Here is a 22,459-nt window from a genome sequence, read left to right as displayed (position 1 = left end):
CCTATCCCTGAAAATAATATCCGATTCCCCATTTTGTATGCACATATTTCGGGTCACTGGGAACCGCTTCAATCTTCTCTCTAAGGCGCCGGATATGTACATCCACGGTGCGCACATCTCCCGGATACTCATAGCCCCATACCAGATTCAGCAGATTTTCACGGCTGTATACCTTATTGGGATTTTTTGCCAAAAGCTCCAGAACATCAAATTCCTTTGCAGTCAGATTGATTTCCCTACCTGCAATAAAGACTCTTCTGCCTTCACAATCCAGTTTTAAGTCCCCGCTAACCAGCGTTTTGCCGAAACTTTCTTTCTTTTCTTCCTTTCTGGTTCTCCTCATAATAGCTTTAATGCGGGCTTTTACCTCCAGGATATTAAAAGGCTTTGTAATATAATCATCTGCACCGTACTCCAGCCCCAGAATCTTATCCATATCTTCTCCCTTTGCAGTAAGCATAATAATCGGCACGGAAGAAAATTCACGAATCTGCTGGCAGACCTCAAGCCCGGTCAGCTTCGGAAGCATAATATCCAGAAGAATCATATCGTAATCTCCGGTCTTTGCCTTTTCCAGGGCCTCTTCTCCATCATAGGCACAGTCCACCTCCATGCCTTCCTGCTCCAGGCTGAATCTTATTCCTTTTACAATCAGTTTTTCATCATCTACTACCAATACTCGCTTACTCATTTCGCTCTCCTTATTCTATTGTGATATAGTTCTGTATCTTTTCAAAAGTCTTTCCCTTAATACCGGGAACCTCCTGAATTTCCTCAATGCTTTGGAACTTTCCGTTTTCTTCTCTGTAGTCCGCAATGGCCTGGGCTCTCACCTGACCAATACCCGGAATTTCCTGAAGCCCGGTCACATCAGCCGTGTTAATATTCACCCTGCCGTTTCCCCCGGTACTCTGCACCGGAGAATCTGCCGTCTCTTTTTGCTGCTTTTCCTGTACAATCCCCTGTTCCTTCATCTGACTGGTTTCTTCCAAAGTATATACTTGAATTTTCTCCCCGTCAACCAGCAAAGCCGCCTGATTCAGCCATCCGGTATCGGCCTCTTTGGAAAAACCGCCTGCTGCCTTTACTGCCTCAAACACCCTGGCTTCTTTCTGCAGTTCGTAAACACCGGGACGGTTCACTGCCCCGCTTACGTCTACCCAGATAGTTTCTGCCTCCGGTTCACTCTCCTGTGAAGATTTCTCTTCCTTCCCGTCTGCCTTATCCGTCTCTTCTTTTTCTGATTTTTCCAGAGAAGGCTGCTCTATCACAACCTCTTCCTGCTTGCAGGAAGATATCCACAGGCAGCATATCAACAAAAACATTCCAAAAAGCACGCTCTTTTTCTTCATTCTATACACCTCTGCTTTCTGCATTTCTGACGCAATCCGTCTGCAAAATGCAAACATGTGTACAGATAGTTCTATTGTAACGAATTTGAAAACTCTTTACAATATAAAAATCGGAACTTCTTTGTAAAATAACACACTTTTGCCTTTTACAGTCTTTTATAAATATCTGGAAATCTTTGGCTGAAACGCCGAACATGATTTTGATATGTATCTGTAGTATAGCACTTCCCGTCTGTTCCTGCAATCCAAAAAACAGCCGCAAAACCACGGCTGTTTTTGTCTATTTTTCCCATTTAAAAATTATGATTCCCACAATAGCCACAGCCATGCCGATAAGCCTGCGCCACTCAAAATCCACCTTTTCCACTCCGAAAAGACCCAGAAGCTCAATCACATAAGCGACCGCAAGCTGAGCCACCACAATGAGCATAGCCGCCCGGGCAGGTCCAAGAGATGACATACTCTGAATCACCGTCACAGTAATAAAAGCGCCGATAACCCCTCCCAGCAGAAGGTATTTGTGGTCTACCCGCAAAAGTGCACCCGCTTCCTCCCGTCCGGTAAAAAGCCAGGCACACACACAGATTAAAAAGGCTGAAATCTGTACCCAGCCTGTGGATACCCAAAGGCTGGTCTGTTTGGTCAGTTCCGTATTAAAAACTCCCTGCACGCTCATCAGCGCACCGGAAAGCAAAGCAACTAAAATGCCCCACATGCTTGTGTTCCTCCGTTTCTTCTGTCCTGTTACATAGAATTTCCAGAGAAACCACTTTTATACCTATATCTTTAAAAACTCTTTTCCAGCTTTTCTATCATCTCATCAATATGTTCCCGGGTAACAATAAGCGGCGGCACAAACCGCAGCACATGATTTCCCGCTGAAATTACAATCAAACCATTTTCCAGCGCTTTTGAAACAATCTCTCCCACAGGCCTTCCGGCAACCTCCAGTCCCTGCATCAGACCTTTTCCACGCCGTTCACTCAAAAATTCATACTTATCCACAAGGCCATCCAGCTTTTTCTCCAAATAACCGGAAATTTCCTGTACATGGTGCAGAATATCCTGTTTTTCAAATAAATCAAACACCTTGCTTACCGCCGCACAGGCCAGAGGATTTCCACCGTAAGTGGTTCCGTGGTCTCCCGGCTCCAAAGATTTTTCCGCGGCTTTTTCACCCAGCACAAAAGCCCCTACCGGCACACCGCAGCCCAGGGCTTTGGCGCAGGTCATAATATCCGGCTCTGTGCCGTACGCCTGCCAGGCAAACATGCTGCCCGTCCGTCCCATGCCGCACTGAATTTCATCTAAAATCAGCAGAATATCCTTTTCCTCACAGAGTTTTTTCACACCCTTTAAAAAGCCTTCCTCTGCGGGATAAATGCCGCCTTCTCCCTGGACGGTTTCCAGGATAATTGCACAGGTTTTCTCTGTCACTGCTGCTTTTACGCTGTCCAAATCATTAAAATCCGCAAATTTCACCCCTCCGATTAAAGGCTTAAAGGGTTCCTGATAATGACTGTTTCCGGTAACAGACAAAGCCCCCAGACTTCTGCCGTGGAAGGAATGACGCATGGCGATAATTTCATGGTCCGTGCTGTTATCCTTTAACCAGGCATACTTTCTGGCTGCCTTAATAGCCCCTTCTATGGCTTCTGTACCACTGTTGGTAAAAAACACCCGGCTCATACCCGACGCTTTCAAAAGTTTGTGAGCCGCCTCCGCCATAGGCGTATTGTAATAGAGATTTGAGGTATGTATCAGCTTGTCAATCTGGATTTTTAAAGCTTCGTTGTACTCCTCATTTCCATACCCCAGGGCAAAAACCGCAATTCCCGCGCCAAAGTCCAGATACTTCTTTCCGTCCAGGTCATAAAGATACACGCCTTCTCCCTTTTCCAGCACCACGGGAAAACGATTATAAGTATGAAGGATACTGTTCTCTGCCAGTTCCATATATTCCTTACTGCACATCATAATGCTGTATGCCCTCCTTTCTCAGAATAGCGGTTCCGATTCCCTTATCCGTAAAGATTTCCAGAAGCAGACAATGTTTTATCCTGCCGTCCAGAATATGCACTCTGGAAACGCCTTCCTCAATGGCATCCATACAGTTTTGCAACTTGGGAATCATACCGCCGCCCACATTTCCGTTGAAAATCAGTTCCTTTGCCTCTTTTACAAACAACTTGGAAATCAGGCTTTCCGGGTCTTCCGGGTCTTTGTAAACCCCTTCGATATCCGTCAGAAATGCCAGTTTTTCCGCATGCATGGCCTTTGCAATGGCACAGGCTGCATCGTCGGCATTGATGTTGTAAGCCGCATAATTATCATCCATACCAATGGGACACACAATGGGCAGAAAGTCTTTTTCCAGAAGGTCCAGAAGAATCTGGGGATTTACATCCGTAACATTTCCCACAAATCCGATATCCTGCCCCTGGGAGAACTTCTTCTCTACCCGCAGAAGTCCTCCGTCCTTTCCGCTGAGTCCCACAGCCCGAACCCCCAGGGATTCCACCAGGCTTACCAGTTCCTTATTTACTTTTCCCAGCACCATTTCTGCCAGTTCCATGGTTTCCTCGTCCGTTACCCGCAGCCCGTTGACAAATCTGGGCTCTTTTCCCACTTTGCTTACCCACTTGCTGATTTCCTTTCCGCCGCCGTGGACAATAATGGGTTTAAATCCCACCAGCTTTAACAGTACCACATCCTGAATGACGCTTTTCTTTAATTCCTCGTCCACCATGGCACTTCCGCCATATTTCACCACAATAATTTTCCGGTTAAACCGCTGAATATAGGGAAGCGCCTCAATCAGCACCTCTGCTTTGTCAAGATATTTCTGCTTTACCATGTTTCTCCCTGCCCTTCTTTTTCTTCTATTCCATAAACCATTAAGACCTGTAATCCGCGTTAATTTTCACATAATCATAAGTCAAATCACAGCCCCAGGCCACAGCCGATTCCTTTCCCAGCTTGATGTCCGCTGCTGCAGTCACCTGTTTTTCCGAAAGAATTCTGGTAGCTTCCTCCTCACTGTAATCCACGGCCACTCCGTCCTTTAAAATCTGAATTTTCCCTGCTGCGCTTTCAAAGAACAAATCCACTTTGTCGGGGTCAAACTGTGCCCCGGAATACCCCATGGCACACAGGATTCTGCCCCAGTTGGCATCATGGCCGAAAACAGCCGCTTTTGTCAGATTCGAGGTTATGACAGATTTTGCCAATGTCACTGCCTGCTCCTTTGTCTCTGCCCCCGTAATCTTCACTTCAAACAGTGCCGTAGCCCCTTCCCCGTCTGCTGCAATCTGCTTAGCCAGACTTGTATTTACATACAAAAGAGCCTCTTTAAAAGTTTCATAATCCTGATTTTTCTCGCTAATCAAAGGATTTTCCGCCATGCCGTTTGCCAGCACCAACACGGTATCATTGGTTGAAGTATCCCCGTCCACAGAAATCATATTGTAGGTATCCTGAACAATTTCACTCAAGGCTTCCTGCAGAAGTTCTTTGGTAATCTGCACGTCTGTGGTGACAAAGCCCAGCATGGTGCACATATTGGGGTGAATCATGCCGGAACCCTTGCACATGCCGCCTATGGTCACCTTTGCGCCCGAAAGTTCCATTTCTACAGCACATTCCTTCCTCACAGTGTCCGTAGTCATAATAGACTGGGCTGCCAGAATTCCCGCCTCTCTGGAATCAGAAAGCACCGGAACCAGCTTTTTTACCCCTTCTTTTAAGATATCTATGGGAAGCTGCTGTCCGATAACACCTGTAGATGCCACCAAAACTGCCTCTTCCGGTATCTGCAGCGCTTCTGCCGCCGTTTTTGCTGTTTCCTGACAGTAACTGTACCCTTCTGTTCCAGTACAGGCATTGGCAATACCGCTGTTGCACACAATGGCTTGTGTATATGCTGCGTTATCCACCAAATGTTTGTCCCATTTCACAGGCGCCGCTTTCACCACATTGGTGGTAAAAGTTCCGGCGGTCTGACATGGTTTCTGACTATACACCATGGCCATATCCTTTTTGTTTCCCTTTTTAATTCCCGCCGCAAGGCCTGCTGCCAAAAACCCCTTTGGGGCTGTAATGCCGTTCTCTATTACCTTCATCTTACTGCCTCCTCATCCTATCTCTTTCTGAAATGCTTTATGGAAACATGGGAACCAGTTCCAGTCCCCTGTTTTCTTTTTCTCCAAACAGCAGATTCATATTCTGCACAGCCTGTCCGGCCGCCCCTTTTACCAGATTGTCAATAGCGCCCATAAGAATAATCCGGTTAGTTCTCGGGTCAATTTTGAAATTTATATCCGTGTAATTGCTTCCCTCTACCCAACGGGTCTGGGGTGTCACATCTTTTTCCAGCACACGGACAAATTGCTCTTTTTCATAATATTTGTCATATACGGCCTTTACCTCTTCATAAGATACCTGTTTTGTCAGAGAAGCGTAGGCTGTCACCAGAATTCCCCGGTTCATGGGAACCAGATGAGGGGTAAAGTTCAGTGTAATTTCTTTTCCTGCGGCATAGCCCAGCTGTTCTTCGATTTCCGGTGTGTGACGGTGACTGGCTACTGCATAAGCCTTCATATTTTCATTGACTTCACAGAACAGATTGTCCAGCTTTGCTCCTCTTCCAGCCCCGGAAGTACCGGATTTGGCGTCGATAATCAAGGTATTTCCATCAATCAGCCCTTCCTTTACCAGCGGATAACAGGTAAGGATACTGCAGGTGGTATAACAGCCCGGATTTGCCACCAGCCTCGCCTTTTTTATCTTGTCCCGGTTCATCTCACACAGCCCGTACACAGCCTCCGGCAGAAACTGAGGCGATTTGTGTTCTAAACCGTACCATTTTTCATAAACAGACACATCTTTTATACGGAAATCTGCGCTCAGGTCAATTATTTTCACCTTGGAAAGGATTTCTTCCTTGACCATGGAAGCACACAACCCCTGGGGTGTTGCTGTAAAAATCACATCTACCTGCTCTGCCAATTCCTCCATGTTGTCGTCCAGACAGGTTTCCTCTACAATCTGAAACATATTCTGGTAAACCTGGGCATACTTCTTATCAATGTAGCTTCTGGACCCATACCATTTGATTTCCGCATTTCCATGCCCCTTTAAAAGCCGGACCAATTCCTGTCCCGCATATCCGGTTGCACCGATAATTCCCACCTTAATCATAGCCTTATCCCTCATTTCCTGTTTTTTTCATCATACTCCTGATTCTTTTGCTCTGCAAGAAAAGACTGCACTGCTTTCTCTCCCTGCATATTTTTATAAATTTTTGAATAATTATACATCCATATTTTTGTATATGCAAGTGTTTTTTCTGAAATTTTCTGTTTTTTCCAGATTACCCTTCTCTTTAAAACCCCTTATATAAATAGGATATTCCAGAGTAATATCTGTTATAACCGCCATGCATATCTTTTCATCCCAGTAAATTTTTTTATTTTTTTGCATTTCCCTATTGCATAATTATAATTTTTGTTGTATATTAATACCAACGAAGGCGAAACAAAAAAATTTCACATAGCAAACCTGTGATAAAGGAGGATATTTATTATGAAAGAAAAAGTAATTCTGGCATATTCCGGCGGACTGGACACTACCGCGTTAATTCCATGGTTAAAGGAAAATTTTGATTACGAGGTTATCTGCTGCTGTATCGACTGTGGTCAGGGCGCAGAATTAGACGGACTGGAAGAACGCGCTGCACTTTCCGGCGCTTCCAAATTATATATTGAAGATATTGTTGATGAATTCTGTGATGACTACATTGTTCCCTGCGTACAGGCCGGCGCTGTGTATGAGCACAAATACCTTCTTGGTACTTCCATGGCTCGTCCCGGCATCGCAAAACGTCTGGTAGAAATTGCAAGAAAAGAAGGAGCTTCCGCTATCTGTCACGGTGCAACCGGCAAAGGAAATGACCAGATTCGTTTCGAGCTGGGAATTAAGGCTCTGGCACCTGATTTAAAAATTATTGCCCCATGGCGTATGACTGATGTGTGGACCATGCAGTCCCGTGAAGACGAAATTGCTTACTGCAAAGCTCACGGAATTGACCTCCCCTTTGACGCAAGCCACAGCTACAGCCGTGACAGAAACTTATGGCATATCAGTCATGAAGGCCTGGAACTGGAAGACCCTGCTGCTGAACCAAACTACGATGATTTGCTGGTTTTAGGTGTGACTCCGCAGAAAGCACCGGACAAAGAAACAGAAGTGACCATGACATTTGAAGCAGGTGTTCCGAAAACTTTAAACGGCAAAGCCATGAAGGTATCTGAAATCATCACGGAACTGAACAAATTAGGCGGAGAAAACGGTATCGGTATTATTGATATTGTGGAGAACCGTGTGGTAGGCATGAAATCCCGCGGCGTATATGAGACACCGGGCGGAACTATTCTCATGGAAGCCCATGACCAGTTGGAAGAACTGATTCTGGACCGTGATACCATGGAAATGAAGAAAAAGCTGGGCAGCCAGTTTGCACAGATTGTATATGAAGGAAAATGGTTCACACCTCTTCGTGAAGCCATTCAGGCCTTTGTGGAATCCACACAGAAATACGTTACAGGAGAAGTAAAGTTCAAACTGTATAAAGGCAACATCATCAAAGCCGGCACAACTTCTCCTTACAGCTTATACGACGAATCTCTGGCCTCCTTTACTACCGGTGATTTATATGACCACCACGATGCCGACGGCTTCATCACCTTATTCGGACTTCCGTTAAAGGTTCGGGCTATGAAAATGGCAGAAGCTGAAAAAAACCAGAAATAAGACTCACTTTCGATAAAGGAAATTTATTTTCCGCATAAAAATCTCCCCACCAGAACACGCACCCTCTGGTGGGGAGATTTTTTATTCTTCTTTATTTTCCGCCGATTCTTCCATAAATATCCCGGGGCACTCTGGCCTTCACCGCAATGCCCTCATCGGTGTACTCCTCTGAAATCAGTTGTCCGTACTTGCGTATAAGCTGGAGTTGTCCCGCTTCCCGGTAATCCAGCACGCGCTCAATATAAATCTGGTCTTCGGTAAGCAATTTCTCCAGCACAGCCTTCAATTCCTCCAGCCCCTGCCCAGTCTTCACCGCGGTCTTAATCACATAGTCTGCCCTAAAGTCCCGAAAAATTCCTGCGTCCGACAATCTGTCCTGTTTGTTAAAAAGGGTGACAATCTTCTTATCCTGTACCCCCAGTTCCTGAAGAGTTTCATACACCACATACATCTGCTCCTCCATCTGGGGATTGGAAGCATCTACCACATGAATAATAAAATCCGCATATTTTGCCTCTTCCAGGGTACTCTTAAAAGCCTCGATTAAATGATGGGGCAGTTTCCGTATAAAGCCTACGGTATCTGTCAGATAAATTTTCTGTTTTCCCGGCAGTTCCAGCACTCTGGTTGTAGGGTCCAGAGTGGCAAACAGCTTATCCTCCTCCAATACACAGGCGTCCGTAAGCGTATTTAAAAGTGTAGACTTTCCTGCGTTGGTATACCCTACAATAGCGGCTGTTCGGATATTTTCCCGCTTTCGCCCCTCTCGCAGCAGTTCCCGGTGCCGTTTTACCTGCTCCAAATCCTTTCTTAGCTGAGAAATGCGAGACTTAATCAAACGTCTGTCCACTTCCAGCTTTTTCTCTCCCGGACCTCTGGTACCGATTCCTCCGCCCAGCCTGGACATGGCAGTTCCCATCCCGGTAAGTCTGGCCGCCCGGTAACGAAGCTGGGCCAGTTCCACCTGTATTTTTCCCTCGCTGGTATTGGCTCTGGCAGCAAAAATATCCAGAATCACTACCGTCCTGTCCATGATTTTCAGTCCCAGTTCTCTCTCCAGGTTGTTCATCTGAGAAGGGGAAAGTTCATCATCGCATACAATGCCTGTAGCGTCATAAGCGTCTGCCGCCATACGAATTTCTTCCAGTTTTCCCGTGCCTACATAATATCCCGGATGAATGGCTTCCCGGCTCTGTATCACTGTCCCCACCGTCACGGCTCCTGCGGTTTTTACCAGTTCTTCCAGCTCTTTTAAAGATTCTTCCGTGTCATCCCCGTCCTGGGTCTGCACACCTACTAAAATCACTCGTTCCTGTTCTTCCTTTAATTCATATAAATCCATACAACTCTCCTGTCCTGTTTTCTTGCCTTTATGATACTTCCTTCTTTTCTTTCCCGCAAGCCCCCACCCTCTTTTCTGTGATTATTATATAATTCGTACAGAAAATCTATGATCTTTCCACTGTTTTTTCTATACTTTTTCTAGTATATTATCTCTTAGAAAATGTAGTAAAACCAACCCGTGGTTCTGATACCTATATCTTTGACAAAAGGGCTGTCGCCAGTGCGACAGCCCTCTATCTTGTCTGCAAAAAATAATTTTCTCTCACTGCTTCTTCATCTGCAGGATACTGTTTCAGATATTCCTGCATTTTTGTTTTGGCAGTGGCAAAATCTTTCTGCTTTTCATAAATCACAATCTCATTAAACAAAAGTGCCTGCTGCACTTCTTTATCCTTTTCTTTCAGGCCCTTCTCTACGTAGGAAAGCGCACCGGTATAATCCTCCTGCTTGACAGAACAGTAAGCAAGCCCATTATATCCTTCTGCCTCAAGTCCCTTCTGCTGCAGACATTTCTGATATATGTCAGAAGCTTTTTGGGGCTCGCCTGCGTCCAGATACACCTTCCCCAAATACACCAATGCAGGCGCATATTCTTCCTTCCACGCTTTTTTCAGCATTTTCTCGGCTTTCTCATATTCTTCCAGATAATAGTACACTCTGCCTTCATTATAAAAATCCTCTGCCGATTTCGCCTTAATTTCCAGAGCGCTTTCCAGATAAGCGCTGCCGTCTGCATTCAAGTCACAGGACTTGTAAACCTTATAGACATCCAGATAGTCCTCATAGTCACCTGAACCCGACACCACTCTGGAAAAATCACTGTGCGCCTTCTTATATTCATCCATGTGCAGGTAAGCGCTTCCTCTTAAAAAGTAAGCGTCTTTTTTCTTCTGAAGTTTTAAGAGTTCCTCACAGGTTTCCACACATTTCTGATATTCGCCCTGATGATACAGGGCATCTGCCAGGTAAAAATATAAATCTGTCTTTAAGGCTTTTTCCGAACGTTCCGTCAATCCCAAAGCAGTCGTAAAAGCTTCCTGCGCCTTATCAAAAATCCCCTGCTCCGTCCAGGCAATGCCGATTCCTCTCCAGGACTGCACTCCATGGCCGCCTTCAGAGATGGCATTTTGAAAATTTTCGATAGCCTGAGTATACTCCTGTTTTTTCAGATTTTCCAGCCCGGTCTCATATTCCGTCGGTTCACTGCCTTTACATCCGGCCAGCAGACACAGCACAACTGCCGCCAAAACAATTTTCTTTTTCACCCGTTTAACCCCGTTTCCTTATTCGGCAATGAGATTTTCAGCCCGCATAGCTTCCACAACCTTATCTGCATATTCTTTGCAGACTGCGTCGGTAGCGGCTTCCACCATAACGCGAATCAATGGTTCTGTGCCGCTTTCCCTTACCAGAATTCTGCCTTCATCTCCAAGGGCTTTCTCCACCTCAGCCACAGCTTCTGTCACCTTCTGATTTTCCCTTGCCGTTTTTTTATCATAAACTCTTACATTCTTCAGCACCTGAGGATAAATGACAACCTCTCTTGTCAGTGTGCTCAATGGCACTTTTTTCTCGATAATGACTTCCATAAGCTTCAGAGAAGTCAGGATTCCGTCTCCTGTTGTGGCATGTTTGGAAAAGATAATGTGCCCGGACTGTTCTCCGCCAATGGAATGTCCGTTTGCCATCATATTTTCGCACACATACTTGTCGCCTACCGCAGTTTTCTCATAGCGGATGCCTTCTCTGTCACAAGCCTTGTACAGACCCAGATTGGACATAACTGTTGTCACAATGGTATTGTTGTTTAACTGTCCGCATTCCTTCATATACTTGCCGCAGACATAGAGAATCAAATCTCCGTTTACTTCTTCTCCCTTATCGTCCACTGCAATACAGCGGTCTGCATCTCCGTCATAGGCAAATCCCACGTCCAGGCCTTTTTCTATTACAAATTTTTTCAGTTCATTGATGTGTGTGGAACCGCAGTTTGTATTAATATTGGTTCCATTCGGATTGTTATGAATTACATAAGTTTTGGCGCCCAGCGCGTCAAACACACTTTTGGCAATAGCCGAAGCGCTTCCGTTTGAGCAGTCCAGACCAATACGCATATTTTTAAACGCTCTGGTTGGAATAGAAATCAGATAGCCAATATAACGGTTTCTTCCCGCTGAGAAGTCTACGGTGCGTCCGATGTTCTCCCTTTTTGCCAGAGGCAGTTCTTCCATTTCTCCATCAATATAGGCCTCAATCTGGGCTTCCACAGAGGCGTCCATCTTCTGTCCGTTTCCGTTGATAATCTTAATGCCATTGTCATAGAAAGGATTGTGACTGGCAGAAATCATAATACCGCAGTCAAAATTCTCCGTGCGCACCACATAGGACACGCTAGGGGTTGTGGTTACATGAAGAAGGTATACATCTGCCCCTGATGCCGTCAATCCGGCCACCAGAGAGTATTCAAACATATAGCTGCTTCTTCTGGTATCTTTTCCGATTACAATCTGCGCTTTATGTTCTTTGCCGAAATACCAGCCCAGAAATCTTCCCACTTTAAAAGCATGTTCCACGGTCAAATTCACATTTGCCTCGCCACGAAAGCCGTCCGTTCCAAAATATTTACCCATAACTCGCTCCTTTTTACACAATCATTCATTTTTTTTATCTTTTTGTCATTTACTAAGATAACACAAAATTCCGATTATGAAAAGAGTTCTTCTTTATATACCCCTTTTTTCACCAGTTCTTTAAAGGATTCCATTACTTTTTCTTTGTCTTCCTGATACGTTACGCCAAACCAGGTGTCATGTGTCTTCAGAACCGCTACCTCTGCTTTATTTTCCTGAATCAACTGATCAACCACTGCCGGAAGCAAGTATTCTTTCTTGATTTCGCCTGGTTTCACTTCTGCTAAAAAGTCCACAAAACCTTTTTCCAGAACTTCTAAAAATTCCGGTGTCAGTCCCCACATATTCATGGAAACCAGAGTCTGGGAATCCAGTGGTGTCTTTGCTCCTGTTTCTTCGTCTACAGCCGCAGGACCTGCCGGTGTTTTCTGAATATTGTAGGTTTCTGTAATACCTACCAGTTTTTTGTTTTCATCTAAAGTGCAGACCCCTCTTGTCACACCGCCGTTATCACTTAAGGTATTTTCCAGAATAAAGCCTGCCATACAGATATCCATCTTTTCTGCTGCCGTTTTTTCTTCTACCAGATAGTCGTGAATTTTCACAAACGCTTCTTTTCCGTAATAGTCATCCGCATTAATAACAATAAACGGCTCAGTAATGACCTTTTTGGCTGCCAGTACTGCGTGTCCGGTTCCCCATGGCTTGGTACGGTCCGCAGGGCAGGTATAGCCTTCCGGCAAATCGTTGATATCCTGGTACACATATTCTACCTCTGTGATTTTCTCGATTCTGTTCCCGATAATACTGCGGAACTCTTCTTCAATATCCTTGCGGATAATAAAAACCACCTTGTTGAATCCGGCTTCCAGGGCATCATGAATGGAGTAATCCATAATAATTTCTCCGCTTGGTCCTACCTGTGCAAGCTGTTTAATTCCCTTTCCGAAGCGGCTTCCGATTCCTGCAGCCATAATTACTAATGCTGTTTTCTTCATAATTGTACTTCTCCTTACTTTGAAAAATTCTCTCTATCTGTTACTGCTCCAGCCCACTTAAGCGAGCCGTTTGATCTGCAGCAATCAGCGAATCAATAATTTCCTCCAAATCCCCGTTCAAAATACTGTCCAGTCTGTGCAGGGTCAGCTTAATTCTGTGGTCTGTCACACGTCCCTGGGGGAAATTGTAGGTTCTGATTTTTTCGGAACGGTCTCCCGTACCCACCTGGCTTCTTCTGGCCTCTGCCTCTGCATCATGACGTTTCTGCAGTTCCATATCATACAGCCTGGAACGCAATACCTTTAAAGCCTTATCCTTGTTCTTAAGCTGAGATTTCTCGTCCTGACAGGAAATCACGATTCCCGTAGGGATATGTGTCAGACGTACCGCAGAGTCCGTAGTATTGACGCACTGTCCACCGTTTCCGGATGCACGGAACACGTCAAATTTACAGTCATTTAAGTCCAGTTCAAAGTCAATTTCCTCTGCTTCCGGCATAATGGCTACCGTAATAGTGGATGTATGAATCCGTCCGCCGCTTTCTGTTTCCGGAACACGCTGTACACGATGTACACCACTTTCGTATTTCAGTCTGGAATACGCACCTTTTCCGTTAATCATAAAAGTAACTTCTTTAAATCCGCCGATTCCATTTTCGTTGAGACTCATCATCTCCGTCTTCCAATTCTGGGATTCTGCGTATTTCACATACATTCTGTAAATTTCTGCTGCAAACAGAGCCGCTTCGTCTCCGCCTGCACCTGCACGAATTTCCACAATAACGTTCTTCTCATCATTAGGGTCTTTTGGCAGAAGAAGAATTTTCAATTCCTTTTCCAGTTCCTCAATCCTCTTCTTGGCATCTGACAGTTCTTCTTTCAGCATTTCCCGCATGTCTTCGTCAGATTCCTCATCCAGAAGCATCAGACTGTCTTCCACAGTCTCCTTGCAGCGTTTATATTCATTATATGCGTCTGCAATAGGCTGCAGTTCACTCTGCTCCTTCATCAGCTTCTGAAATCTGGCTGCGTCATTGGCCACAGTGGGCTCGTTCAGTTCATTTAATATTTCCTCAAGGCGGACTAAGATGTCCTCTAATTTATCAAACATGATTTTCCTCCTGATTTTTCTTTCCAATTACAACCCGGTCAAGTCCTGCCAGGTCTTGTATCACTTTCACTTCCGTATATCCCTGTTCCTTCATCAGCTGCGCCACAGCTTCCCCCTGGTCATAACCGATTTCAAAGGCCAGAATCCCCTGGGGATTCAAATAATTTCCTGCCTGCCGGGTAATTCTGCGGTAAAAATACAGACCGTCCTCCCGGCCGTCCAGTGCCATTCTGGGTTCATGAAATTTCACTTCTTCCATCAGCCCTTCAATGACTTCTGTCTGGATATAAGGGGGATTCGACACCAGAATATCATATTTCCCCGAAACCAGCTCAAACAGATCGCTGTTTATCCATTGCGCTGATATTCCCAGGTCTTTGCCGTTTCTTTCAGCCACTTTCAGGGCTTCCTTTGACAAATCTGCCCCTGTTCCCTCTGCCTCTTTCAGATGGGTCAGCAGACTCAGCAGGATACAGCCGCTTCCCGTACACATATCCAGAATGCACAGTCCCTTCTTCCCGCCAGCTTCTTTTAACACTTCCTCTATCAGAATCTCCGTATCCTGTCTGGGAATCAGCACATGCTCATTCACATAAAACTTCATGCCGTAAAAATATGCCTCGTGAGTCAACTGCTGCAAAGGAATTCTCTCTCCCCGCTGTACAAGCAGCTTTTGATACTGCTCTGCCTGTTCTTTCGGCACTTCCTCGTCTTCGTGGACAAAGTACCAGCTTCTGGAAATACCGCACACATGCTCCAGTAAGAGCCATGCGTCCAGATTTCCATCTTCTATCTGTCTTTCTTTCAAATACTGCTTTCCATCTTCCAGTAATGCCTTATATCCTGCCATATCAATCTTCCCCGCCTGTCTGTACGTCCGGGAAGTTCTCCTTCAGATACGCTCTCCAGTCAAACACAGCCTCTACAGCCTGAATGGCCACCTCTGCCATATCCGGTGTCGGTTCTTTTGTCGTCAGCTTCTGCAAGGCCATACCCGGTTTGGAAAGAAATGCCACCGCCGGATGGTCGCTGTTTCCCGCCAGCTTAATAAATTCATAAGAAACCCCTGCAATCACCGGCACCAGCAAAATACGCACGGTAATCCTCAGCCACATGGTCTTTATGGGAACCATGGCAAAAAATCCTAAAAAGAAAATAACACTGATAATAATGACAAAGAACAGAAAACTGGTTCCGCACCTCTTATGGAAACGGGAACTTGCCATAACATTTTCCACAGTCAGCGGTTTTCCATGCTCCACACAGTTGATACACTTATGCTCTGCCCCGTGATACATAAACACCCTCTGAATATCCTGCATCCTGGAAATCAGCAGCATATACCCCAGAAACAGTACAATACGCACAATGGCTTCCGCTACGGTCACCATATGTTCACTGGCTCCTACCTTGTGTAAAAGGCTGGCCAGCAGGTAAGGAAGCACCATAAAAAGCCCTACGGACAATACCACTGAAAAAATAACCGTTGCCGTCATCAGCACCTTGTCTTCCTTTTCCTTTTTGGCTTCCTGCTTTTCCCGCTCCTCCCCTGTCAGCGCTTTTCTTTTCTCCAATTCTTCCTCTTCTTCAAAAAAAGTGGCAGAATACATAAGACATTTCGTTCCTACCACCAGAGAATCTATAAAGTTAAACACACCGCGTATGATGGGAAGCTTCAGGATTTTCCGGCTTTTTATTATACTCTTATAGTCTTCAATCTTGACTTCTATCTCTTTATCCGGCTTCCGCACCGCAACAGAATACACGTCTCCGTGCCGCATCATAATGCCTTCCATGACAGCCTGTCCGCCAATGTTTGATGATTTCATGTTTCCTCCAAACGCAATAAGAGGCCGAAGTCCTCAAACCTCAGCCTCTTCTACCTCTTATTTATTCATGCCGTATTTCTTGTTGAACTTATCAATACGTCCACGAGCCTGTGCAGCTTTCTGCTGTCCTGTATAGAAAGGATGACATTTAGAGCAAACTTCTACACGGAGTTCAGATTTAGTAGAACCTGTCTTAAATGTATTTCCACAGTTGCAAGTTACTGTACATTCCTGATAATTTGGATGGATTCCTTCTCTCATTTTTTTCACCTCTTATATATTTTGATTATTTATATTGTTTTATTGCGTTTTCAAATTCAAACAGCTTTTGCATTATAGCATATTCTGACACCAAATGCAAGGCTTATTAGGGTTTTCTTTAAAGAATCCTCTGCTTTTTCACCATCTGTACAAATTCTGCATTGTCCCTTGTTCTGGCAAACATATTCAGAATATTTTCCGTAGCTTCGTCTGACTTCATGCCGTTTAAGGCTTTCCGCATAATGTCCACGGCTTCCTGTTCTTCCCTGTTCAAAAGCAGGTCTTCCCTTCTTGTTCCGGATTTTGCAATGTCGATAGCCGGGAAAACCCTCTTTTCCTGGAGTTTTCTGTCCAGCACCAGTTCCATATTACCGGTCCCCTTAAATTCTTCGTACACAACGTCATCCATCTTGCTTCCTGTATCCACCAGTGCAGTTGCCAGAATGGTCAGACTTCCGCCCTCTCTCATGTTTCTGGCCGCACCGAAGAAACGCTTGGGCATATGCAGGGCAGCCGGGTCAAGACCACCGGAAAGGGTACGTCCGCTTGGGGGAACTGTCAGGTTATATGCCCTTGCCAGTCTTGTAATACTGTCGATGAAAATCGTAACGTCTTTTTTGTGTTCTACCAGACGTTTTGCACGCTCAATGGTCATTTCAGACACACGCTTGTGATGCTCCGGCAGTTCATCAAAAGTAGAATAAATAATTTCCACGTTTTTGCCTTTGATGGCCTCCTTTATATCTGTAACCTCTTCCGGACGCTCATCAATCAGCAGAATAATCAGGTGCATTTCCGGATTGTTCCGAAGAATGGATTTTGCCGCGTCCTTTAAAAGGGTTGTCTTACCTGCTTTGGGCGGAGATACAATCATTCCCCTCTGTCCCTTTCCGATAGGACTTACAAGGTCTGTAATGCGCATAGCCATACTTCCGCCCGGACGTTCCAGATGCAGCCTCTCATTTGGGAAAATCGGGGTCATATCCTCAAAATTCATACGCTGCATTTCATTTGCCTTAATTCCGTTGATGTGGGTCACATACAAAAGAGCGGAAAACTTCTCGTTCTGACTTTTCACCCTTGTGTTTCCTCTTAAAATATCGCCTGTTTTCAGATTGAATCTGCGAATCTGGGACGGGGAAACATACACGTCATTATCCCCCGGAAGATAATTGTCGCTCCGGATAAATCCGTATCCGTCCGGCAGTACCTCCAGAATTCCCTTTACCGTAATGCCGCTGTCCAGTTCAGACTGCTCCATGGGCGCTCTGTTATTTCGATTATCCTGTCCATCTTCTCTTACTGCAGGTTTCCTTTCCTCTCTTACCTCTGTTCTGGACTCCGCCTTTCTCTCTACTGTGGTTTCTGCTCCGGTTTCCTCCTGTTTTTTCTGTTCTGCTGCTTTCCTGTCCTTTTCGTCTTCCTGAACCATCCGCTCTACCAGTTCACTTTTTTTCAGCGTGGAAATGCCTTTTAAACCTCTTGCCTTTGCAATTTCTTTTAATGCTCCCAGAGACAGGGAATCATACTTTTCTCTCATTTTATATTCCTTTCTGAAATTCAATTTATTATTCTGGAACAAAATCAATCGTTTACTGATTGTACTATAAATGAAACCTTATTTTACCTTTTACACTAAACAGGAAAATCCGTCTGAATTGACATGAATTTGTGTTTGCTTTTGACTTTGTAACTGCATATCTTTGATATATAGCTTATCATAACACACTTTTCCTTTTTTGCAAAGTATTTGTTGGCTTTCTTTCCCCATCTACTTATTTTTGTACATTTTCCCTATGACTGCCCCGACTGTGCTGTCATATATTCCTGAAAATCTTTCATGCTTCTTGTTAAAAATTTACTTTTGTGATGAACAAAATAATACTCTCTTGCCGGCTGTGTCCCCTGAATTTTTATTTCTTTCAACCTGTGGTTCTCCATAAAAGGTTCTACAATAGACCTGGAAATCATCAGAATTCCCATTTTACTGCTGCAGGCTTCTATCAGACTCTGTACACTAATACTCTCCATAACAATGTTCTGCTTTCTTTTATACTTTTCCATAAATCCCTCTGCCATATTTCTGGACCCGCTGCCCTTTTCCCTCAGCAGCAACGGATGTTCACACAGCTCTTCCATTGTTATACTCTCTTTTACAGGATAATCCTGTGCACATACTGCCGTCATACTGTCCTTTCCTATGGGACTGCAAACAAAGAAGCGGGGATTGAGCGGATAATCCATAATTCCGAAATCCAGTTCATTCCTCATGAGATGTTCTTCTATCTGCCGGGAATTCTCTACCTTGGTATAAAGAGGAATCTGAGGATATCTCCGGGAAAATTCTGAAAATATCTTTGGAAATGCACTGATACCAAAAGATACATTCGTCCCAATTCGGACCCGCGTGACTGCGTGTACATCCCGCAGCACATCCCTGGCCTCATCAAACTGGGAAAGAATGGAATCTGCGTACAAAAGCAGCTGTTCCCCTGACTCCGTGATATACAGCCTTCTATTCATACGTTCAAACAATTTTGTTCCATAATAGCTTTCCAATTCCCGAATGGCATAACTCACCGCCGGCTGTGCCATATTCATGCTCTCGGCAGCAAGCGTAATGCTCTCCTGCCGACATACTTCTGAAAAAATACGCAAATGTCTAAGTGTCATTGTTATCTCCCGCACAATACATAAGTTTTTTATTATATATATTATAATAACATAAGAATTGTTATATATCCACTAAAAGGCTAGAATAGATATGACTATATAAAAGTGAGGTATTGTAATGGTACTATTATTAATTTTTCTAATCTGCTTCTCAGCCTCAGTTATCGGGGCTATTTGCGGTATTGGCGGCGGTGTAATTATAAAACCCGTGTTAGATGCCTTTGGCATTATGGATGTGGCTACCATCAGTTTTCTGTCCGGCTGTACTGTACTTTCCATGACTACATATTCCGTTATCAAGAACAAATGCAGCGGAGAATCTCATGTAGAACAGAAAACCGGTCTGCCCCTTGCATTGGGAGCAGCTGCAGGAGGACTTCTGGGAAAATCCATGTTTTCCCTTATTTCCTCTCTCAGTCCTGACAAAAACAAAGTAGGCGCTGTACAAGCCGCCTGTCTGTTGGCTGTTACCCTGGGAACTCTGATTTACACCATTTACAAGGCGCGTATCAAAACCTGCCATATAAGCAATCCTGTTGCCTGTATCGGTATCGGTGTTTTCCTGGGTATACTTTCCTCCTTCTTAGGAATCGGCGGAGGTCCTATCAATCTGGTAGTCCTGTTCTTCTTCTTCTCCATGACCACCAAGGTTGCAGCAGAAAACTCCCTGTATATTATTTTCTTTTCCCAGATAGCCAGCCTGCTGTCTTCGCTGGTAACCAAAAGCGTCCCCGATTTCCAGCTTATCACACTGGTATTCATGGTAGTCGGCGGTATTGCCGGAGGCGCCTGCGGGAGGAAAGTCAATAAAAAAATCGACGACAAAACCGTGGACAAATTGTTTATCGGATTAATGGTTTTAATTATCTTTATCAATATCTACAATATTATTAAATTTGTGGGATAAAAAATTTTAGGAACTATCACTTTAAACAAAACTCAGAAATGTTTCTATATTTAAAGTGATAGTTCCTATTTCTATTTTTTGAAAACTTCCAGAACTGCTTTTTTTATACAATTTATATAGGCCTGTGCCCCTTCAGAAGTTAAATGCGTCTCGTCCTCAACAAAATATTCTGAATGACCTTCGCTTTCCTTATACCAGTCAATAAGATAGGTATAATCCGTAGATTTAACAAACTCATATATTTCCGCATTATTAGACTGTTCCCAGCTCGTATAAGGTGCTCTCGCTGTAATAACAAAAAAGGGCCTTTCGGGACCAATTTTTTCTCTTAATGTATCAAGAGAATTGTAAAGCAGTCCATTCGTTCCAAGTGCAAAAATAACACCATCTCCATTCCAGCCTTTTTCATTTACATAGGAATCATACAAATCAAAACTTTCTGTTGTATATCGACTAACGGCCGTATCACTGATACTATTGGGGAATACTTCATAAAATTCATCTGTTGCCCCCATTGCAATTGAATCCCCCATCAGTAACAAATTCAAATTTTTCAGAATTTCCTCATCTGATATAACAGTTTCCTCTTTCTGCTCTTTTGTTTCTTTCTGTACCGAAGCATGTTCTTCCTTGGATTTTTCAGCTTTCTCTGCTTGGGATTCCAAACTGTCAATATGACTTAGCACCTTTTCTTTTGGTACAAATGCAATACACAGTATCATTCCGGTTTCTATGACACACACCCAGACCAATAAGAAGACAGCGTTTCAAAACTCTGACTTGGTTTTTACGTTCCCCTTTTGTTCTGACTCTCCTTCTTATAATTGCAATGTTCTTTCTGATTGTTCCATATCGTATAGGGGTTTCAATATAATGATAAGATAATGCTGCAAAAAGAAAGGTGAATAAAACCTCAATCAGCATTAACCACCAACTGCTTTTTTTACCATTGCTAAGTAATAAAATCACCGGAAAATGCCATAAGAACGCTCACCAATCCATCTTAAGATTGGAAATCCCAACACCTTATTTAAAATACTGCAGGGATTTAAAAGAGAGTAAATTACCAGGACAGCCAGCAGGGAAACCATTCCCTGTCCTCCTCTGTATAAAAAGCTGCTGTATCCATCAACAGCACTCATCATATAAATAAGAACCAGCACAGAAAGAATACCTGCAAAATCTCTCATTCCTTTAGATTTTTCTTCTGATATTTGACTTTTTTCTACCAGTAAGGCCAACACGGCACCAAAACGGAGAGAAAAAGCTCGAGTATCTGTTCCGTAGTAACATCTGCTCGGATCTTTAGATGGGTTAAATAAAAAGCCTAATAACAACAAGGAAACAATTGCACCTGCTATGGTAATGCCAGTCAGCACTTTTTTTCTATTTTTATGCTTACTAATGCATTTAAATAAAACAGGATATACAAGATAAAATTGCGCTTCAATGGCTAAAGACCAAAAATGTGTAAGCGGTGACGGTGCACCTGCATTTTCAAAATATGAAACATGATTATAAATCTGCCACCAATTATTATATCCCAAAAGTGTAGACGGCAAGTCAGAACATGCCTTTGTAAATAAAGCCCTGTCAAACAGTGCACTTGCAAATATTAAACACGTCACCATTGTTAGAATCGCAGGAAATAATCTTCTGATTCTTCGAATCCAAAAATTCTTAAGATTAACTGTATCTGTATTCTCTAATTCCGTCAATAAAATATGGGTAATCAGAAAAGCCTGATATCACGAAAAAAATAGTTACTCCGATAATGCCCCCCTTTGCTATGGGAAGTTTTAAATGATATGCAAATACCATTAAAACTGCAATTGCTCTGAGTCCATCTATTCCTGCAATATACCTGTTTTGTGACTTATCATTCACTTTTTCCTTTTTCATTTGTATTTACTCCTTTTTTCGCAAAAAAAGTTGTAAGACATTGCATATACAATATCTTACAACTTTTAATTAATGCCGCAGACCGGAATCGAACCGGTACGGGAGTATAAGTCCCGCAGGATTTTAAGTCCTGTGCGTCTGCCTGTTCCGCCACTGCGGCATTTCTCAAAATGCTTTCACATTTTGAACGACCCAGAAGAGACTCGAACTCTCGACCTCCGCCGTGACAGGGCGGCGCTCTAACCAACTGAGCCACTGGGCCATGTATGTAATTTTATCTGATACCTTTAACTGAATGGACCTTCGGGGACTCGAACCCAGGACCGACCGGTTATGAGCCGGTTGCTCTAACCAACTGAGCTAAAGGTCCAAAAAGCCGATGATCGGACTCGAACCGATAACCTGCTGATTACAAATCAGCTGCTCTGCCAATTGAGCCACATCGGCATCTCATTGTGAAGCTAAACAGCTAAATGACTCCTACGGGAATCGAACCCGTGTTACCGCCGTGAAAGGGCGATGTCTTAACCGCTTGACCAAGGAGCCAGATATTAAAAAACTCCCCCTGTTGGACTCGAACCAACGACACTGCGGTTAACAGCCGCATGCTCTACCGACTGAGCTAAGGAGGAATATTCATTT

General features: G+C 44.0%; 22 protein-coding genes and 6 tRNA genes. 2 read left to right on the top strand and 26 right to left on the bottom strand.

What is annotated here, in order from left to right; translation table 11 throughout:
• Nucleotide 1: 1 nt before the first annotated feature.
• The 7 genes from WKT17_RS14815 to argC form a co-directional block, all read right to left on the bottom strand.
• Nucleotides 2–691, bottom strand: coding sequence for a response regulator transcription factor (locus tag WKT17_RS14815; protein WP_173747957.1), 690 nt, complete (start codon nucleotides 689–691; stop codon nucleotides 2–4).
• Between the two features lie 10 nt (nucleotides 692–701).
• Complete coding sequence (locus tag WKT17_RS14810; RefSeq protein WP_173747959.1) at nucleotides 702–1,352, bottom strand: ComEA family DNA-binding protein; 651 nt, start codon at nucleotides 1,350–1,352, stop codon at nucleotides 702–704.
• 280 nt (nucleotides 1,353–1,632) lie between these two features.
• On the bottom strand, nucleotides 1,633–2,067 hold the full coding sequence (locus tag WKT17_RS14805) for a DMT family transporter (RefSeq protein WP_173747961.1): 435 nt from the start codon (nucleotides 2,065–2,067) through the stop codon (nucleotides 1,633–1,635).
• A gap of 71 nt (nucleotides 2,068–2,138) precedes the next feature.
• A complete protein-coding gene (locus tag WKT17_RS14800) occupies nucleotides 2,139–3,326 on the bottom strand; it encodes an aspartate aminotransferase family protein (protein WP_173748020.1) in 1,188 nt (395 codons plus the stop codon).
• The gene (gene argB / locus WKT17_RS14795; protein WP_173747963.1) at nucleotides 3,316–4,209 is read right to left on the bottom strand and encodes an acetylglutamate kinase; all 894 of its coding nucleotides are present in this window, start codon (nucleotides 4,207–4,209) and stop codon (nucleotides 3,316–3,318) included. The genes WKT17_RS14800 and argB overlap by 11 nt, the downstream gene beginning before the upstream one ends.
• 40 nt (nucleotides 4,210–4,249) lie before the next feature.
• Nucleotides 4,250–5,473 carry a bifunctional glutamate N-acetyltransferase/amino-acid acetyltransferase ArgJ gene (gene argJ, locus WKT17_RS14790; protein ID WP_173747965.1) on the bottom strand — a complete coding sequence of 408 codons (1,224 nt, stop codon included), beginning with the start codon at nucleotides 5,471–5,473 and terminating at the stop codon, nucleotides 4,250–4,252.
• A gap of 37 nt (nucleotides 5,474–5,510) precedes the next feature.
• Nucleotides 5,511–6,551, bottom strand: coding sequence for an N-acetyl-gamma-glutamyl-phosphate reductase (gene argC, locus WKT17_RS14785; protein ID WP_291681607.1), 1,041 nt, complete (start codon nucleotides 6,549–6,551; stop codon nucleotides 5,511–5,513).
• A gap of 384 nt (nucleotides 6,552–6,935) precedes the next feature.
• On the opposite strand from argC, the gene WKT17_RS14780 reads away from it, so the two are divergent.
• Nucleotides 6,936–8,162 carry an argininosuccinate synthase gene (locus tag WKT17_RS14780; RefSeq protein ID WP_173747969.1) on the top strand — a complete coding sequence of 409 codons (1,227 nt, stop codon included), beginning with the start codon at nucleotides 6,936–6,938 and terminating at the stop codon, nucleotides 8,160–8,162.
• 91 nt (nucleotides 8,163–8,253) lie between these two features.
• Here the strand turns inward: WKT17_RS14780 and hflX are convergent, their stop codons facing one another.
• From hflX to WKT17_RS14730, 10 genes are all read right to left on the bottom strand, one after another.
• Nucleotides 8,254–9,504, bottom strand: coding sequence for a GTPase HflX (hflX, locus tag WKT17_RS14775; protein ID WP_173747971.1), 1,251 nt, complete (start codon nucleotides 9,502–9,504; stop codon nucleotides 8,254–8,256).
• Nucleotides 9,505–9,739: 235 nt separating this feature from the next.
• The gene (locus WKT17_RS14770; protein WP_291681611.1) at nucleotides 9,740–10,771 is read right to left on the bottom strand and encodes a tetratricopeptide repeat protein; all 1,032 of its coding nucleotides are present in this window, start codon (nucleotides 10,769–10,771) and stop codon (nucleotides 9,740–9,742) included.
• A gap of 18 nt (nucleotides 10,772–10,789) precedes the next feature.
• Complete coding sequence (glmM, locus tag WKT17_RS14765; RefSeq protein WP_173747973.1) at nucleotides 10,790–12,136, bottom strand: phosphoglucosamine mutase; 1,347 nt, start codon at nucleotides 12,134–12,136, stop codon at nucleotides 10,790–10,792.
• Nucleotides 12,137–12,210: 74 nt separating this feature from the next.
• On the bottom strand, nucleotides 12,211–13,134 hold the full coding sequence (locus WKT17_RS14760; RefSeq protein ID WP_173747975.1) for a nucleotidyltransferase family protein: 924 nt from the start codon (nucleotides 13,132–13,134) through the stop codon (nucleotides 12,211–12,213).
• 40 nt (nucleotides 13,135–13,174) lie between these two features.
• Entirely contained in the window at nucleotides 13,175–14,245 is a 1,071-nt protein-coding gene (gene prfA / locus WKT17_RS14755) for a peptide chain release factor 1 (RefSeq protein ID WP_173747977.1), read from the bottom strand.
• Nucleotides 14,238–15,095, bottom strand: coding sequence for a peptide chain release factor N(5)-glutamine methyltransferase (gene prmC / locus WKT17_RS14750; RefSeq protein WP_291681615.1), 858 nt, complete (start codon nucleotides 15,093–15,095; stop codon nucleotides 14,238–14,240). Before prmC ends, prfA begins: the two co-directional genes overlap by 8 nt.
• Before the next feature lies 1 nt (nucleotide 15,096).
• Nucleotides 15,097–16,074 (bottom strand): DUF1385 domain-containing protein, encoded by a 978-nt coding sequence (locus WKT17_RS14745; RefSeq protein ID WP_291681617.1) that lies wholly within the window; start codon nucleotides 16,072–16,074, stop codon nucleotides 15,097–15,099.
• Between the two features lie 57 nt (nucleotides 16,075–16,131).
• Complete coding sequence (rpmE, locus tag WKT17_RS14740) at nucleotides 16,132–16,335, bottom strand: 50S ribosomal protein L31 (protein ID WP_003022634.1); 204 nt, start codon at nucleotides 16,333–16,335, stop codon at nucleotides 16,132–16,134.
• Between the two features lie 118 nt (nucleotides 16,336–16,453).
• A complete protein-coding gene (gene rho / locus WKT17_RS14735) occupies nucleotides 16,454–17,875 on the bottom strand; it encodes a transcription termination factor Rho (protein ID WP_173747983.1) in 1,422 nt (473 codons plus the stop codon).
• A gap of 254 nt (nucleotides 17,876–18,129) precedes the next feature.
• Entirely contained in the window at nucleotides 18,130–19,008 is an 879-nt protein-coding gene (locus WKT17_RS14730) for a LysR family transcriptional regulator (RefSeq protein WP_173747985.1), read from the bottom strand.
• Between the two features lie 118 nt (nucleotides 19,009–19,126).
• Between WKT17_RS14730 and WKT17_RS14725 the strand changes: the two genes are divergently transcribed.
• A complete protein-coding gene (locus WKT17_RS14725) occupies nucleotides 19,127–19,915 on the top strand; it encodes a sulfite exporter TauE/SafE family protein (protein ID WP_173747988.1) in 789 nt (262 codons plus the stop codon).
• 71 nt (nucleotides 19,916–19,986) lie between these two features.
• Here WKT17_RS14725 and WKT17_RS14720 read toward each other — a convergent pair whose 3' ends face one another.
• The 9 genes from WKT17_RS14720 to WKT17_RS14680 form a co-directional block, all read right to left on the bottom strand.
• Complete coding sequence (locus WKT17_RS14720; RefSeq protein WP_173747990.1) at nucleotides 19,987–20,463, bottom strand: hypothetical protein; 477 nt, start codon at nucleotides 20,461–20,463, stop codon at nucleotides 19,987–19,989.
• A gap of 417 nt (nucleotides 20,464–20,880) precedes the next feature.
• The gene (locus tag WKT17_RS14715; RefSeq protein ID WP_291681626.1) at nucleotides 20,881–21,633 is read right to left on the bottom strand and encodes an acyltransferase family protein; all 753 of its coding nucleotides are present in this window, start codon (nucleotides 21,631–21,633) and stop codon (nucleotides 20,881–20,883) included.
• A complete protein-coding gene (locus WKT17_RS14710; protein WP_291681628.1) occupies nucleotides 21,602–21,817 on the bottom strand; it encodes an acyltransferase family protein in 216 nt (71 codons plus the stop codon). The genes WKT17_RS14715 and WKT17_RS14710 overlap by 32 nt, the downstream gene beginning before the upstream one ends.
• Nucleotides 21,818–21,890: 73 nt before the next feature.
• Nucleotides 21,891–21,977, bottom strand: a tRNA-Leu gene (locus WKT17_RS14705).
• 28 nt (nucleotides 21,978–22,005) lie between these two features.
• Nucleotides 22,006–22,079 (bottom strand) — tRNA-Asp (locus WKT17_RS14700).
• Between the two features lie 34 nt (nucleotides 22,080–22,113).
• A tRNA-Ile gene (locus tag WKT17_RS14695) sits at nucleotides 22,114–22,187 on the bottom strand.
• A gap of 4 nt (nucleotides 22,188–22,191) precedes the next feature.
• Nucleotides 22,192–22,264: transfer RNA gene (locus WKT17_RS14690), tRNA-Thr, on the bottom strand.
• Between the two features lie 27 nt (nucleotides 22,265–22,291).
• Nucleotides 22,292–22,363, bottom strand: a tRNA-Glu gene (locus WKT17_RS14685).
• A 13-nt stretch (nucleotides 22,364–22,376) separates the two neighbouring features.
• Nucleotides 22,377–22,449, bottom strand: a tRNA-Asn gene (locus WKT17_RS14680).
• Between the last annotated feature and the right edge of the window lie 10 nt (nucleotides 22,450–22,459).

Origin of the sequence: Blautia sp. HCN-20427 (assembly GCF_037890365.1) — a bacterium.
Lineage (GTDB): Bacteria > Bacillota > Clostridia > Lachnospirales > Lachnospiraceae > Blautia.
Note: the sequence above shows the minus strand (reverse complement) of the source record. Positions and strands in the feature narration are given on the sequence as shown.